We start from the raw sequence: 14,117 nt of genomic DNA on the forward strand, positions 1-14,117 counted from the left end.
ATGGCACACCACGCAGCCCTGGCGCTCGCCCCGGAAGCGGACGCGCCCGATACCGCCATCGACATCCGCGGCATGGTCCAGCGTTTCGGCTCCTACGTCGCGGTCGACGGCATCGACCTTGCCATACCCGAAGGCCAGTTCCTGTCCGTGCTCGGCCCGTCCGGCTGCGGCAAGAGCACGCTGATGCGGGCGGTCGCCGGCCTGACGCCGCCCTCCGCCGGCGAGATCCGCGTGCTGGGCCAACGCGTGACGGAACCGGGGGCCAACGTAGGCATCGTGTTCCAGCGCGCGGCGCTATTGCCGTGGCGCGACGTCACCAAGAACATCTCGCTGCAACTGGAGATGCGCAAGCTGCCCGCGGCGCGCTACGAGGCCCGGCTGCGCGAACTGATCAAGCTCAGCGGGCTGGAAGGCTTTGAGCAATGCCTGCCGCACCAGCTGTCCGGCGGCATGCAGCAGCGCGTGGCGCTGTGCCGCGCGCTTATCCACAACCCCGACATCCTGCTGATGGACGAGCCCTTCGGCGCCCTGGACGCCATGACGCGCGAAGCCATGAACCTGGAACTGCAGCGGGTCTGGCTGGAAAGCAAGAAGACCGTCATGTTCATTACCCACAGCATCTCGGAGGCGGTGTTTCTGTCCGACCGCGTGGTGGTGATGAGCAAGCGCCCGGGCCGCGTGGCGCTGTCCGTCGACATCGACCTGCCGCGGCCGCGCGACTACACCATGGTCGGCCATCCCAACTTCGTCAAGGCGACCACCGCCATACGCGAGTGCTTCGATGCGGCAGGGATGACGGAATGAATTCCATCCGCTACGACGCTGGCCCCTACCCCCGGGCGCGCATCGCCTTCCTGTGCGTGGCCAACGCCGGCCTGACCGAAGGGGAAATGCACGCCATGGCGCCCGAGGGCGTGGGCCTGAGCTTCGGCCGCGTGCCGATGGCGACGGCCTGCACCGTGCAAAGTCTGGCCGACACGGAAGGCGGGTTGCGCCAGGCCCTGGACAGCCTGGTTCCGGGACGCCGCGATATCGACGTGCTCTGCTACAACTGCACCGCCGGCAGCTTCGTGATCGGCAACGACAAAGTGCGCACGCAGCTGGCGCAGACTCGGCCCGGCTCGACCGCGACCACGTTGCTGGATGGCGTCGCGGCGGCGCTGGCCGCGGTCGGCGCCCGCCGCCTGGCCATTGCGACCGCGTACGACGACGCGGTCAACGCGCTGGAACGCGCCTACTTCGAAGGCGCGGGCCACGAAGTCGTCTCGCTGCAGGGCCTGGCACTGCCCGATGACGAAACCATGAACCGCGTCTCGCCCGACTATCTGTACGAATTCGCCTGCACCGTGGACCGGCCCGATGCGGACGCCGTCTTCATCAGCTGCGGCGCGCTGCGCTCCACCGCCGTCATCCAACGCCTGGAAGAAACGCTGGGCAAGCCCGTCATCGGCAGCAATCAAGCCAGCATGTGGCACTGCCTGCGGCTGGCGGGGATCGGCGACCGGATGGACGGCTACGGCCGGCTGTTCCGGGAACATTGAAATATGGACTCGCCATGGATGAAATCGATACCCGCTTGATCGCCATCCTGCGGCGCGACGCGCGCACGACGCTGGCCGCCCTGGCCAGCAAGGCGGGCGTGTCGCGCGGCACGGTCTCCAACCGCTTGCGCAAGCTGGAAGACGAGGGCGTCATTGCCGGCTACACGCTGAAGCTGCGTCCCGACTCCGATCAGGGCGGCCTGCGCGCCTGGATGGGCATTACCGTGGACGGCAACCAGACGCGCGCCGTGTTGGCCAACCTGCTGGGCGAGCCCAGCATCGAACAACTGCACGACACCAACGGCCGCTGGGACCTGCTGGCCGAAATACGCGCCGACTCCACGGCAGATCTGTCCAAGGTGCTGGAGCGCGTGCGGCTGATCAAAGGCATCGCCGCCACCGAAACCAGCATCCTGCTTGCGACCTACCGCTAATCACGGCCCCGCGCGCTACGCCGGCTCGGGAGCGCCGCGCAGCCGGATCTGTGCGACGGTTCTTTCCCCCCGCTGCTCCAGCAGGAATTCGTGCCTGTCCGGATACCTCAGCGCCAGGCGTCGGCACAGATTCCCCAGCCCGCTCCCGCCTTGGGCCAGATCGAAAGGCGCATGCAACCGGCCGGGATTTTCCACTTCAATGAGCAATTCCTCGCCCTGCAAGCGCGTGCGTATGCCGATCGGGAAATGCCCATGTTCCGAACGCATGCCATGCTTGATCGCGTTTTCCACCAGCCCCTGCAGCGTCATGTGCGGTAGGCAGACGTCCAGCGTGGCCGGATCGATCTGGCAGCGCAGTTCCAGTTGCTTGTCGAAACGCAGCGCCTGTATGCGCACGTAAGCCTCGGCGGCCTCGATCTCCTCTTCCAACCTGGGCAGGCCGCGTCCGCGCCGGTCCAGCGAATAGCGCAGGTACTCAGCCAGGCTGCGAGTCATTTCCTCCGCAATAGCGGGACGTTCGGCGATCTCGGCCACGATGGTGTTGAGCGAGTTGAACAGGAAGTGCGGTTCGATCTGCATTTGCAGATGTTCGAGTTCCAGCTTCAGAGAGCGCGTTTCCGCCTTCATCTTCGACAGGCGCTCGGTGCGCGCGCTCAGCTCGGCCGAGACGCCGAAATAGATCAGCGTCCAGATCGAGAGCATGCCCATGTAGTAGAGAAAACCCAGCCGGTATTGGTTACCCGGCAGCACCCGGATCGTGCCGGGCAGGAATAGGCCGTGAATGCCGTAGGCGATCGACGCCAGCAGGGCCGAGGCGGTCAGGCAGAACAGTACCGCGCAGACCAGCACCAACAGAGGCGGATCGCCCTTGCCCGCACGGCGGCCATGCAGCACGGCCGCCGCGCTGGTCAGGATGTATGCCAGCGGCTCCAGCGCCACCGTCAGCCAGAAGGCCGCATTGGCATTGGCGAATATCGCCAGCCGGATGAAAAAGCCCACCACCGCCAGAAACAGCCACCCCAAGGTCTGCGCCCGCCAGAAGCCGAGCGACGACTCGCCCGGACTCAAGCCCTGGCTGATGGGAATGAACTTCATGGACACGCCCTCCGGAGGGGCAAAGGGTTCTCTGGAAACTGCATAGGCCTTATATTTACCCGCGTGCCAGACCGAACGACTATACCCGCCACACCACGGCGCCAAGGAGGAAAATGCTGCGCGTGCTTGTCATCGACGATGAAGCCCCGGCGCGGCGCTACTTGCGCCGGCTGCTCGAAGCCTCGGGCGACGTCCTGGTCGCAGGCGAAGCTGCCACCCTTGAACAGGCGCGGGCCCTGATCCGCGAGCATCGTCCCGATGCCCTGTTCCTCGACATCGAACTGACTGCCGGCACCGGCTTCGATCTGCTGAACGAACTGGACGCCCCGCCCGCCGTCGTCTTCGTCACGGCGCACAGCGATTACGCGGCCCGCGCCTTCGACGTCCAGGCCGCCGATTATCTGCTCAAGCCCGTGCGGCCGGACCGGCTCGAACAGACGCTGGCAAGGCTGCGCCCGCGCGCCAGCGGCCACCTGACGCTGCGCACGCGTAACGGCACCAGGCTCATCAAGGTCCAGGAACTGACCTTGGCACAGGCCCAGGGCGACTACGTGCTGCTTTGCAGCGCCAGCCATGCGAACGAGCTGATGCATATCACCTTCAAGCGCCTGGCGGCCCAGTTGCCCTGCCCCCCCTTCTGCGCCCTGTCCCGGTCCGTCATCATGAATCTGGAGCATGTCTCCCATCTATCGCAGCTTCCCGGCGCCCAGACTGAGGTGGCGTTCAACAACGGTGTCGCTTCCGTCGTATTGGGCCGGGTCGCCACGCAGCGGCTGCGGCGCGCGGTGGCAATGCGCTGACGCGCTGAGCGCGGCGTAGCGGCCGGCGCCGGGGTTGGAACGCTTCGCCGCGCCGACTCAAGCCGAAAACGAGCAGATTGTCGTCGGCGGCTCGGGAGATATCACGCCTTTTTCGACGAAACGCGGGTTTGCCTCGACCAAACGCCGGTCAGGCGGGCGGCGTCAATAGCCTGTCGGGTAGCCGTCCTTGCGATGGTCCGACGCGGCCAGATACCCCCCTTGCTCCAGCCGCATAGCCATCTGCGCGCTGCCGAACTCCAGATCGAAACGCGGCGCCACGTCTACCTTGTGGCCGAAGGCGCGCAGTTGCTCGATGGCTTCCGGCGGGCAGTTCCATTCCACCGCCACACCCACGTTGTCGTCCTTGATGCGCCAGCGTGGCGCGTCGCTGGCAGCCTGCGGGTTCTGGCCAAAATCGGCCAGGCGGCTGGTGACTTGAAGATGACCCTGCGCCTGCATGGAACCGCCCATCAAGCCAAAGCTCATCAAGGGCTGCCCACCCTTCATCAAGAAACCGGGAATGATGGTGTGGAACGGCCGCTTGCCCGGCGCCACCACATTGGGATGCCCAGCCTTCGTGGAAAAGCCCCAGCCCCGGTTCTGCATGGCGATGCCCGTTCCCGGCACCACCACGCCGGAACCGAATCCCTTGAAGTTGGACTGGATGAACGACACCATGGTGCCATGCCTGTCGGCGGCGGTCAGATACACCGTACCGCCGCTGTGCGGATTGCCGGGCCGCGGGCCGCCCGCCCGGCCCGGATCTATCAGCTTGGCTCTTTCGGCCAGATAGGCGGGATCCAGCAGCTGTGCACTGGACACTTTCATGTGGGCCGGATCCCCGACGTGCTCGTACAGGTCGGCGAAGGCCAGCCGCATGGCTTCGATCTGCAAGTGCAGCGCGCGGCCGCTGTCGCGGCCGCAGGCCGCCAGGTCGAAGTGCTCCAACATGCCCAGGGCCATCAATGCGCCGATACCCTGGCCATTGGGACCGATCTCGAACAGTTCCAGGTCGCGGTAGCGCATGCCTATCGGCTCTACCCAATCGGCCGTATGGCTCGCCATGTCGGCCTCGGTGATGTAGCCGCCCGTGTTGCGCGCATGGGCGGCTATCGCCGCGGCCAGTTCGCCGCGGTAGAAGCTTTCGCCCTTGCTGCAGGCGATGCTCTCCAGCGTGGCGGCCTGGCCCGGACTGCGAAAGCGCTCTCCCGGCAAGGGCGCGCGGCCGCCTGGCGCAAAGGACTCGGCGAAGCCCGGCTGCCCGCTCAGGCGCGGCACTTGTTTCTGCCACTGGCGATGCACCGTGGGTGAGACCAGGTAGCCGTCCCGCGCATAGCGTATGGCGGGCTCGAACAGGTCCTCGAACGGCAGCGAACCGAATTTCTCCCAGATCGCGCGCCAGCCGGATACGGCGCCGGGCACCGTCACGCTGCCCCAGCCGATAGGATCCATGCCGTCCAGATGCGCGAACCTGGCCGTCTCCCAGGCGGCTGGCGCGCGCCCGGAAGCGTTCAGCCCATGCAGGCGACCGTTATGCCAGACGATCGCAAACATGTCGCCGCCTATGCCGTTCATGCACGGCTCCACGACCGTCAGCGCAATGGCGGTAGCCAGCGCCGCATCGATCGCGTTGCCGCCGCGCGCGTACATCTGCAGGCCGGCTGAGCTGGCCAAGGGCTGCGACGTGCTGACTACGTTGTCCGCCAGCACCGGCATGCGTTGCGATGGGTAGGGAAGCTGCCAGAAGGGATCGTTGGATATGGGCATGGGAGTCCGATCATTTGCCTGCGGTGATGTTCAAGGCCTTGACCTTGTCGCGCCAGAATGCCTGCTGGTCCAGGATGAACCGCGGCAGGGTCTGGGCCGGGATCTCGCTGATCTGAAAGCCCTGGGCCTCGATGGCCTTGCGGAATCCGGCATCGGCCTGCGCCTTGGCCAGCGCGCCAGCCACGATTTCCAGCCTGTCCTTGGAGGTCCCCTTGGGCGCCATCAGCGCGAACAGGTTCTCGGCCTCCAGGCCCTGCACGCCCAGCTCCTTGAGCGTGGGCACGTCGGGCATGACGGGCAGGCGCTTGGCGGAAGCCACGCCCAACACGTCGATGCGGCCACCCTGCTTGTGCGGCAGCGAGCTGGTCACGCTGTCGAACATGAAGACCGACGCGCCCGAAATCACCTCGGGCAAGGCCTGGCTGCTGCCCTTGTACGGGATCTGCAAGGCATCCACGCCCGCCTGCTCCTTGAAGATCTCGCCCTCCAGGTTCGACAGCGTGCCCGCGCCCATCGACGCGTAGTTGTACTTGCCCGGCGCCGCCTTCAGATAGGCCACCAGGCTGGCATAGTCCTTGATGCCCAGCGTCGCCGGCGTGACCAGGATGTGCGGGGCGCTCGCTATCGCGCCCACCGCCTCGAAATCACCGTCCAGCGACACCTGCTGCTTGCCGTTGAGGGCCTCGTAGATGGAATTGGACATCACCGACGAGATATACAGCGTGTAGCCGTCGGCCTCGGAACGCGCGGCTGCCTGCATGCCGATCAAACCGCCCGCACCGGGCCGGTTCAACACCACCACGGACTGGCCCAGTGTGTCTCCCAGCTTCTGGCTTAGCTCGCGCGCCAGAACGTCGGTGGCGCCGCCGGGCGGGAATGACAGGATCAGTTGGAGCGAGCGCTGCGGGAAATCCGCCGCCCCCGCTCCCGCCGCCGCCGACAGCGCAAGCGCGGCAAAGGTACCTTTCAAAAAGCCCAGTCCTTGCAGGCGCGTGACGGCGCGGCCCGATTTGCAAACAACATTAACCATGCGATTCCCCTTGGTTGAAGAGCCGCCGGCCGGGTCTGTTGCCCTTGCGTCCTGACGGCCCTGGTCGGCCCATTCTATGAATTGCTTTTGAGGCAATCAATATCAATAATTAGCATGCCAATTGCTATTTTGAGAATCATCATATGCTGAGTGCCGCGCACCGCTATTTCCTCGAAGTCGTACGCGCAGGCAGCATCAAGGACGCCGCCGCAACCTTGCACGTAGCGCCCTCGGCAATCAGCCGGCAAGTCGCCAAACTGGAGGACGACTGTGGCGCTGCCCTGTTCGAGCGCCGCCCGCACGGCATGGAACTGACCCGGGCCGGTGAAATGCTGGCCGACTATGTGCGCCGTGTCGCCATGGATGCCGAACACGTGCTGCGCGATATCCGCAGCCTGCGTCGCGCTGAACTGACCACCATCCGCATAGGGTCCAACGAGGCCGTGGCGCGCAACGTGCTACCGCCCATCCTGGGCGCCTACCGCGCCCTGCACCCCGAGGTCGCGTTCCAGGTGCACATTGCGTCGCCCGGCGTGGTGACGCAACGCCTGCGCGACGGCAGCATCGATCTGGGCCTGGCCTTCAGCCTGAATGCCGGCAGCGGCATCGCAGTGCGCTACGAAATCGTCTCGCCCGTGCGCGCCATCATGGTCCCAAGCCATCCGCTGGCCAGGCGCGCCAGCGTGTCGCTGGACGACCTGCGCCGCTACCCGATCGCGCTGACGGACTCCGGCACCACCGTGCGCCTGCTGTTCGACAATTCAGCAGCCGGAAGCGACGGGCCGCCCTTCGATGTCGCCTATTCCAGCAACTCGTCATCGGTCATCCGCGCCATCGTCGAAGCCGGCCATGCTGTCACGCTGGCTGGCGAAATCACGCTCGCCGAGCCCCTGCGCAGTGGTGCGCTGGTAGCCGTGGCGTTGCAGCAAGCCATGTTCGCCGAACGCACGCTGCAGGTGCAGACTGCCGGCCATGCCCGACTGCCCGAGGCGACGGGCGCATTCATACAGCACCTGATCGAGGCGCTATCCGCAAGCCAGCATCGACGCGATTCTTGACTTGCCGCAGGCTAGCCGCAAAACTGAATGCTCTACGCGCGCGCAGGCATGGCCGGGCGCAGCAGGCCCCGATTCAATGGTCAGAGAATTATTGAAGGAGCTCCGCATTGATCCCTGCAGCGATGCCCAGACTGAAGTTGCGCCGGCTGGTCACCGTGCTGGCGCTCGCCAGCGGAATCATTGCCTTCGCCAACACGCTGTACGCGGCCTACCTGGTCCAGCGCGAACAGCTCATCGCCACTACCCTGGAGGCCAACCGGGCCTACGCGGTCAAGCTGGCCGAGGTCACCGACCTATACATCGAATCCATACAGCGGCAGCTGGTCCTCTCCGCCGAACGCGCGCCTGGCCTGGTTGGATCCAAATCCGCCCTGGAGGACGAACTCGCGCGCCTCGTCCACCAGACAGACGGGGCCATGACTGCCGCCATTACCGACAGGAACGGCACCGTCCTGGCCACCGTTCCAGAAAATCCGGGCTTTGAAGGCAAGACGCTGGTTCGGCAGCAACCGATCACTGGCCCACAAAGATTGGCGGGACAGATATCGACGCCCTATGTGGGCATGGCGGGTCATCTGATTTTGGCTTTTTCAGAGCCCTACCTGGATGCCAAGGGCGCTTATGCCGGCGCCATCATCACCGCCCTGCCCCTGCGGCAAGGAAATGAATTCGACAAGCTGGTGGGCGATCATTTCTACCGCGACGGCTCCTACCTGTATGTCATCGATGGCGACGGGAACATCATCTATCACAAGGACAAGGAACGCATCGGCACCAGCGAAAGGAGCAACGCGGCGGTCGAGGCGGTGCTGCGGGGCGAGACCGGGGCGATGCCCGTGGTCAACACCCGCGGCACGCACCTGCTGGCCGGATACGCCGCGCTCAAGCATGGCGGCTGGGGCGTGGTGGCGCAACGCCCGCTGGACGAAACGCTGCGCCCGCTGCAGAGCCTGACCAGCAGGATCGTGCTCTACGCCCTGCCGGTGGGGCTGATCATGCTCCTGGTCATCTACCTGTTGGGCCGCTGGATCTCCAGGCCCCTGGAAGAACTGGCGCAGGTCATCGAACGGGACCAGCCCGGCGCCTCGGCTGGCGACCTCGGCAAGATCAAGAGCTGGTACTACGAGGCGGCACGGCTCAGAAACGCGGTAACCATGAGCCAGAATTCGCAGACCAGGCGCATCGACAAGCTGAGTTCCGACACCATCACCGACCCGATGACCGGCCTCATCAATCGAAGGGGCCTGGCGCTGCAAGTCACCGCGCTACAGCGGGCTCAACAGCCTTTCGCCGCGCTCGCGCTGGACCTGGACCACTTCAAACTTGTGAACGACACCTTCGGGCACGCGGCCGGCGATCAGGTGCTGATCGCGCTGGCCGGCATCCTCAGGACCTGCATCCGGGCGGAGGACGCGCCGTGCCGCGTCGGCGGCGAAGAGTTCCTGATCCTGATGCCGGACGCCTCGCGCGACACCGCGGGGAAGGTGGCCGAACGCATCCGGGCGGCGACGGCAAGCCAGGTCATGCCGCAAGGAGTGGGACAAGTCACGGTCTCCATCGGCATCGCGCTATGGCCGTCCGATGATCCCGACATCGACAAAGTCCTAGCCAAGGCCGATCAGGCTTTGTACCGAGCGAAGCATTCGGGGCGCGATCGGGTGGAAGCATGGTCGGCCGTGGAAGCCAGTCCCGAAGATACGCGGAATTAAAATTCCTATCGGTTTTCACCCGATGACGAATCTTCATCAGACGGTTTTCACCAGGCATCTACAATCCTGGCCAGGGTCAACTCAAATAAAAAGACCGTGGAGACAAGATGAAGACAGCCATGCCTGGTGGGACCTCCTTTATCACCCGACTCAAGTACCTGGCGCTGGCCGGCCTGTTCATGGCGGCTTCAGGCCATGCGCAGCAGCAGCCCGCCAAGCTCGTTGTCGGCCTGCCCGCCGGCGGATCGTTCGACACCATCGCCAGGATCGTGGCGGAGAAGCTTCCCAGCCATCTGGAGCGGCCAGTGGTGGTGGAGAACCGCCCCGGCGCGCAGACGCGCATCGCCATCCAGGCGGTAAAGAGCGCGGCGCCCGATGGCAACAATCTGCTGGTCGCGCCGGGCGTGGCCATCTTCCTCTACCCGCACCTGTTCCGCCAGCTCAGCTACGACCCCTTCACCGACCTCAAGCCTGTCACACAGCTGGTGAGCTGGGACATCGTGCTCGCCGTCGCGGCGGACAGTCCCATCACCTCGTTCCAGGAATTCCAAACCTGGACCAGACAGAATCCGGGCAAGACGTTCTACGGCACATCCGGCACCGGCAGCCTGCAGCATTTCCTGGGCGTATCGCTGGCCAAGCGTCTGGACACGCCGCTTGAGCACATCGCCTTCAAGGGCGGCAAGGACGCCGTCACAGCGCTGCTGGGCGGCCATATCAATGCCATTGTGATGGACGCGGGCGAAGTGGTCCCGTTGGCACAGGCGGGCAAGCTGCGCGTCCTGGCGACTTTCAGCGCGCAGCGCGAACCGGCGCTGCCGCAAACCCCGACCATGCGCGAGCTGGGGCTGGGCGAGCTGGAGACCTCGGGCTGGGCGGGGCTGTATGCGCCGGCCGGCACGCCGGAGCCGGTCATCCACAAACTGAACACGGCCGTGAACGAAATCCTCGCCCTGCCCGACGTGGCCAGGCGCGTCGCCGAACTGGGCATGCGGCCGGCCGGCGGCACGCCGGAAGCGGTCGATGCGCTGGCGCGCGAACAACTCGATCAATGGCGCGATACGGTGGCTCAGTCAGGCTTCGTGATCGACTGAGCGCCGCCTCCCTCTCTCCCTTATCACCGGATCAATACCCATGTTTGCATTGACCACTCTCGACGTCGCCTCCCGCCCCGTCGCCTGCCTGGAGATCGATGGCAGCCACTATCCGCTGGCCGCTTGCGCGCGGGTACTGGACCTGCCGGCGCTGGATGCATCCGTGCGGGACCTCTTCGAGGACTGGCCGCGTTCGCTGGCGCTGCTGGAACTGGCGGCCGCGCGCCGCACCGCGCTGGCGGGCCACGAAGTCGCCGGGCCGGTCCGCCACCTGGCGCCGCTGCAGTATCCCGGCAAAGTGCTCTGCGCCGGGGCCAACTACCATGATCACCTGGCGGAAATGAATGTGCCGAATGCCGCGGACAAATCCGCGCAGCGCCTTTTTTTCTTCTTCAAGCCGCCCCGCCAGGCCGTGGTCGGCGAAGGCGCGACGGTACACATGCCCATCGACTGCCAACGCCTGGACTGGGAAATCGAGCTGGCGCTGGTGATAGGCAAGACAGCCAGGAACGTGAGCCTGGAAGACGCGCTCCACCATGTGGCGGCGTACACGGTAGCCGTCGACATGTCGGCGCGTGACCTCAATAAGGCGCCCGACACCTTCTACAAGCTGGATTGGGTGGCAGGCAAGGCGCATGACACCAGCTGTCCGCTCGGCCCCAGGCTGGTGCCCGCAACCTTCATCCCCGACCCCATGGACCTGGGCATGAAGCTCAGCGTCAATGGCCAGCTCAAGCAAGACGCCCGCAGCAGCGGCATGGTCTTCGACATACGCGAACAGCTGGTGACCCTGAGCCGCATCATGACGCTGGAGCCCGGCGATCTAGTGCTGACCGGCACCCCCGCCGGCGTGGGCGCGCCACAAGGCACTTTCCTGAAGATCGGCGACGAAATCAGCGCCACGATCGAGGGCATCGGCACCCTGGCGGTGCAGATTCAGGCATCGCGCTGAAATCCTGGCCGGCCACGGCCGCATCTTCCTCATGAGGCAGTTCCATGCAGTCTCTATTCTCTCCCCTGCCCGCTGCGGCCGGCGACACGATCTTCGCCCTGGTTGAAGCCTTCCAGAACGACCCCGCGCCCCATAAGGTCAGTCTCAGCATCGGCACCTACTTTGACGCGGACGGCAGCATCCCCGTCATGCGCGCCGTTCGCCAGGCGCGTGCAGCGCTCATCCAGGCGGGCAAGCCGCATCCCTACCTGCCCATTCCCGGTTCGGCGTCATACCGCGACGCCACCAGATCGCTGGTTCTCGGCGCCGATGGCCCGGCGCCGGCGCGCGTGGTGACGGCGCAAAGTGTGGGCGGCACTGGCGCCTTGAGGCTCGGCGCCGACCTGCTGCGTCGTACCTGCCCCGAAGCAGCGGTCTGGGTCAGCGATCCGACCTGGGAGAACCACGACCAGATCTTTCGCCAGGCGGGCTTCACGGTGCATGAGTACCCCTACTACGACGCCGCGACCGCCACTGTCCGCTTCGCGCAGATGCATGACGCGTTGCAAGCCCTGCCTGCCGGCTCCATCGTCGTGCTGCACGCCAGCTGCCACAACCCCACGGGCGTGGACCTGTCTCCAGACCAGTGGCAGGCGCTGACCGAACTGTTTGCGCGCCAGGGCCTGATTCCGTTCTTCGACCTGGCCTATCAAGGATTCGGACTCGGCCTGGACGCGGACGCCGAGCCCATCCGGGCGATGGCGCGCGCCGGCGTGGAGTGTTTGGTCGCCAGCTCTTTCTCCAAGAATTTCTCCCTGTACGGCGAACGCTGCGGCGCCCTGAACGTCGTGTGCCACGACGCGGCCGCCGCGGACCGCGCGCTGGGCCAGCTCAAGCTGCTGATACGCAGCAATTACTCAACGCCTCCCACTTTTGGCGCCGCGCTGGTTGCTTCCGTCCTGAATGATCCCGCGCTGCGGCAACTCTGGGCCGAAGAACTTGAGCAGATGCGCGTGCGGCTTGTGGGTCTGCGCGCTCGTTTGTCCAACGCGCTGGCGCAACTGACTGGCGAACCCGATGCCTGGCACTATATCGAGCGACAGCACGGCCTATTCAGCTACATGCGGCTCAGTCCTCAGCAGGTGGAATCGCTGCGCCGCGAGCATGCCGTGTACCTGCTGAAGTCCGGCAGGCTCTGCGTTGCCGGCCTGACCGACGGCAATATCGATCACGTCGCACGCGCCATCGCGGCCTGCGCGCGAAGCTGAGCATTCTTCCCATCGCCCGGGGCCCGAGGCGACCATTCGATTGGAGCAAGGCATGACCGCACCCTCCCGGCTTCTCGCCGCAAGTTTCGGAATGACGCTAGGCATGGTCCTGGCCTCGCCCGTCGCCGCCTCCGGCGCCGACCTGCTGCAGAACGGCCTGCAACGGGCCGACCAGACCGAGCCTGACGTGATCGCATGGCGGCGCCACATCCACCAGCATCCGGAACTGTCGTATCAGGAGACCGAAACGGCGAAATACATCGCCGACGCCTTGCGCGCCATGCCGGGCATCACCATCGAGACCGGGATAGCGCGCACAGGAATAAAGGCCGTGCTCAAGGGCGGCAAGCCGGGGCCCGTGGTGGCGCTGCGCGCCGACATGGACGCCCTGCCCGTCGAGGAACGCAATGACCTGCCGTTCCGCTCCCAAGCCAAGGCCACCTGGCGCGGGGAGCAGGTGTCCGTGTCCCATGCCTGCGGCCATGACACTCACGTGGCGATGTTGCTGGGCGCGGCCCGCGCCTTGTCGGCCATGCGCGAGGAACTGCCCGGCACCATCGTCTTCCTGTTCCAGCCGGCCGAGGAATGGGGGCCCGACAAGGAGCCCAGTGGTGCCCGGGCCATGATTGCGCAAGGCGTGCTGGAGAATCCCAAAGTGGATGTGGTCTTCGGCCAGCACATAGGCGCTGGCGCTCCCTCTGGCACCATCGCCTACCGGGCCGGACCCACCATGGCCAGCGGCGACCGCTTCGAAATCTCGCTGCATGGCAAGGGTGGTCACGGCGGCAGGCCATGGACCGCCAATCCGGCGCTTGTGCCGGCAGCCGAACTGACCCTGGCGCTGCAAGGCATCACCAGCAGCAAGGTGGATCAATCGGACGGCGTCACCGTGCTGTCCATCGGCATGCTGCAAAGCGGGCGGCGCCCGAACATCCTGCCAGAGAACGCTGAACTGGCAGGCACCGTGCGCTCCCTGTCATCGCGGAACCAAGGCATCGTGCACGAGGCCATCCGCACGCGGACCGAGCATATTGCGCAAGCCTATGGCCTGAAATCCAAGGTCGACATATACACGGGCTACGAGGTCGTCGACAACGACAAAGCGCTGACTCGCAGCCTGATACCAGCATGGCAGGCGGCAGCCGGAGCCGGCAAGGCCGTCGAAATGCCGGCGCCATCGACCGGCAGCGAGGACTTCGGCGCCTATGGCGTCAGCGGCAAAGTGCCTTCGGTCTTCTGGTTCATCAATGCCTCGCCTTATGGCGACAAGGGCGGCGCGCCCAACCATTCACCGGAATTCGCCATTGATGAAAGCGCGCTGCGCGTTGGCGTGCGGGCGTTGGTGGCTTCCGCGCTGACGTATATGGACAGGCAGTAGGAAGGACGCCCC

The 14,117-nt window shown here is 65.6% G+C and carries 13 protein-coding genes; 10 read left to right on the forward strand and 3 right to left on the reverse strand.

The annotated features are described in order from the left end of the window. Genes AXYL_RS28625 through AXYL_RS28635 form a run of 3 tightly spaced genes read left to right on the forward strand, consistent with a single transcriptional unit; the run spans position 1 to position 1,975 of the window. Positions 1-804: an ABC transporter ATP-binding protein gene (locus AXYL_RS28625; protein WP_013396379.1), complete on the forward strand. Its 804-nt coding sequence runs from the start codon at positions 1-3 to the stop codon at positions 802-804. Further along, positions 801-1,541, forward strand: a complete 741-nt coding sequence (locus AXYL_RS28630) for an Asp/Glu/hydantoin racemase (protein ID WP_013396380.1) — start codon at positions 801-803, stop codon at positions 1,539-1,541. The genes AXYL_RS28625 and AXYL_RS28630 overlap by 4 nt, the downstream gene beginning before the upstream one ends. A gap of 14 nt (positions 1,542-1,555) precedes the next feature. Continuing rightward, the gene (locus tag AXYL_RS28635) at positions 1,556-1,975 is read left to right on the forward strand and encodes an Lrp/AsnC family transcriptional regulator (protein WP_013396381.1); all 420 of its coding nucleotides are present in this window, start codon (positions 1,556-1,558) and stop codon (positions 1,973-1,975) included. A 15-nt stretch (positions 1,976-1,990) separates the two neighbouring features. On the opposite strand, the gene AXYL_RS28640 is transcribed toward AXYL_RS28635, so the two are convergent. Further along, a complete protein-coding gene (locus tag AXYL_RS28640; protein WP_013396382.1) occupies positions 1,991-3,070 on the reverse strand; it encodes a sensor histidine kinase in 1,080 nt (359 codons plus the stop codon). Positions 3,071-3,183: 113 nt separating this feature from the next. Between AXYL_RS28640 and AXYL_RS28645 the strand changes: the two genes are divergently transcribed. Then, positions 3,184-3,870, forward strand: coding sequence for a LytR/AlgR family response regulator transcription factor (locus AXYL_RS28645; protein ID WP_013396383.1), 687 nt, complete (start codon positions 3,184-3,186; stop codon positions 3,868-3,870). A gap of 162 nt (positions 3,871-4,032) precedes the next feature. Here AXYL_RS28645 and AXYL_RS28650 read toward each other — a convergent pair whose 3' ends face one another. Beyond that, entirely contained in the window at positions 4,033-5,637 is a 1,605-nt protein-coding gene (locus AXYL_RS28650) for a gamma-glutamyltransferase family protein (protein ID WP_013396384.1), read from the reverse strand. A 10-nt stretch (positions 5,638-5,647) separates the two neighbouring features. Beyond that, positions 5,648-6,667, reverse strand: a complete 1,020-nt coding sequence (locus AXYL_RS28655; RefSeq protein ID WP_013396385.1) for a Bug family tripartite tricarboxylate transporter substrate binding protein — start codon at positions 6,665-6,667, stop codon at positions 5,648-5,650. A gap of 143 nt (positions 6,668-6,810) precedes the next feature. On the opposite strand from AXYL_RS28655, the gene AXYL_RS28660 reads away from it, so the two are divergent. The 6 genes from AXYL_RS28660 to AXYL_RS28685 all read left to right on the forward strand — a co-directional run bounded on the left by AXYL_RS28660 (position 6,811) and on the right by AXYL_RS28685 (position 14,105). Next, positions 6,811-7,725: a LysR family transcriptional regulator gene (locus AXYL_RS28660; RefSeq protein ID WP_013396386.1), complete on the forward strand. Its 915-nt coding sequence runs from the start codon at positions 6,811-6,813 to the stop codon at positions 7,723-7,725. Positions 7,726-7,880: 155 nt separating this feature from the next. Continuing rightward, positions 7,881-9,434: a sensor domain-containing diguanylate cyclase gene (locus AXYL_RS28665; protein WP_237709950.1), complete on the forward strand. Its 1,554-nt coding sequence runs from the start codon at positions 7,881-7,883 to the stop codon at positions 9,432-9,434. A gap of 107 nt (positions 9,435-9,541) precedes the next feature. Further along, positions 9,542-10,528, forward strand: a complete 987-nt coding sequence (locus tag AXYL_RS28670; protein WP_013396388.1) for a Bug family tripartite tricarboxylate transporter substrate binding protein — start codon at positions 9,542-9,544, stop codon at positions 10,526-10,528. Positions 10,529-10,568: 40 nt separating this feature from the next. Continuing rightward, the gene (locus tag AXYL_RS28675) at positions 10,569-11,480 is read left to right on the forward strand and encodes a fumarylacetoacetate hydrolase family protein (RefSeq protein ID WP_013396389.1); all 912 of its coding nucleotides are present in this window, start codon (positions 10,569-10,571) and stop codon (positions 11,478-11,480) included. A 44-nt stretch (positions 11,481-11,524) separates the two neighbouring features. After that, positions 11,525-12,727 carry an aromatic amino acid transaminase gene (locus tag AXYL_RS28680; RefSeq protein ID WP_013396390.1) on the forward strand — a complete coding sequence of 401 codons (1,203 nt, stop codon included), beginning with the start codon at positions 11,525-11,527 and terminating at the stop codon, positions 12,725-12,727. 52 nt (positions 12,728-12,779) lie between these two features. Then, positions 12,780-14,105 carry a M20 metallopeptidase family protein gene (locus AXYL_RS28685; RefSeq protein WP_237709951.1) on the forward strand — a complete coding sequence of 442 codons (1,326 nt, stop codon included), beginning with the start codon at positions 12,780-12,782 and terminating at the stop codon, positions 14,103-14,105. The last annotated feature ends 12 nt before the right edge of the window (positions 14,106-14,117 follow it).

Origin of the sequence: Achromobacter xylosoxidans A8, from assembly GCF_000165835.1 — a bacterium.
Taxonomy (GTDB): Bacteria; Pseudomonadota; Gammaproteobacteria; order Burkholderiales; family Burkholderiaceae_B; genus Achromobacter; species Achromobacter xylosoxidans_B.

Bases quoted from the DNA above. Each gene is read 5' to 3' on its own strand.
- AXYL_RS28680 (WP_013396390.1), top strand. From the start codon at position 11,525: ATGCAGTCTCTATTCTCTCCCCTGCCCGCTGCGGCCGGCGACACGATC.
- AXYL_RS28630 (WP_013396380.1), top strand. From the start codon at position 801: ATGAATTCCATCCGCTACGACGCTGGCCCCTACCCCCGGGCGCGCATC.
- AXYL_RS28650 (WP_013396384.1), bottom strand. From the start codon at position 5,637: ATGCCCATATCCAACGATCCCTTCTGGCAGCTTCCCTACCCATCGCAA.
- AXYL_RS28645 (WP_013396383.1), top strand. From the start codon at position 3,184: ATGCTGCGCGTGCTTGTCATCGACGATGAAGCCCCGGCGCGGCGCTAC.
- AXYL_RS28660 (WP_013396386.1), top strand. From the start codon at position 6,811: ATGCTGAGTGCCGCGCACCGCTATTTCCTCGAAGTCGTACGCGCAGGC.
- AXYL_RS28670 (WP_013396388.1), top strand. From the start codon at position 9,542: ATGAAGACAGCCATGCCTGGTGGGACCTCCTTTATCACCCGACTCAAG.
- AXYL_RS28625 (WP_013396379.1), top strand. From the start codon at position 1: ATGGCACACCACGCAGCCCTGGCGCTCGCCCCGGAAGCGGACGCGCCC.
- AXYL_RS28640 (WP_013396382.1), bottom strand. From the start codon at position 3,070: ATGAAGTTCATTCCCATCAGCCAGGGCTTGAGTCCGGGCGAGTCGTCG.
- AXYL_RS28685 (WP_237709951.1), top strand. From the start codon at position 12,780: ATGACCGCACCCTCCCGGCTTCTCGCCGCAAGTTTCGGAATGACGCTA.
- AXYL_RS28675 (WP_013396389.1), top strand. From the start codon at position 10,569: ATGTTTGCATTGACCACTCTCGACGTCGCCTCCCGCCCCGTCGCCTGC.
- AXYL_RS28635 (WP_013396381.1), top strand. From the start codon at position 1,556: ATGGATGAAATCGATACCCGCTTGATCGCCATCCTGCGGCGCGACGCG.
- AXYL_RS28655 (WP_013396385.1), bottom strand. From the start codon at position 6,667: ATGGTTAATGTTGTTTGCAAATCGGGCCGCGCCGTCACGCGCCTGCAA.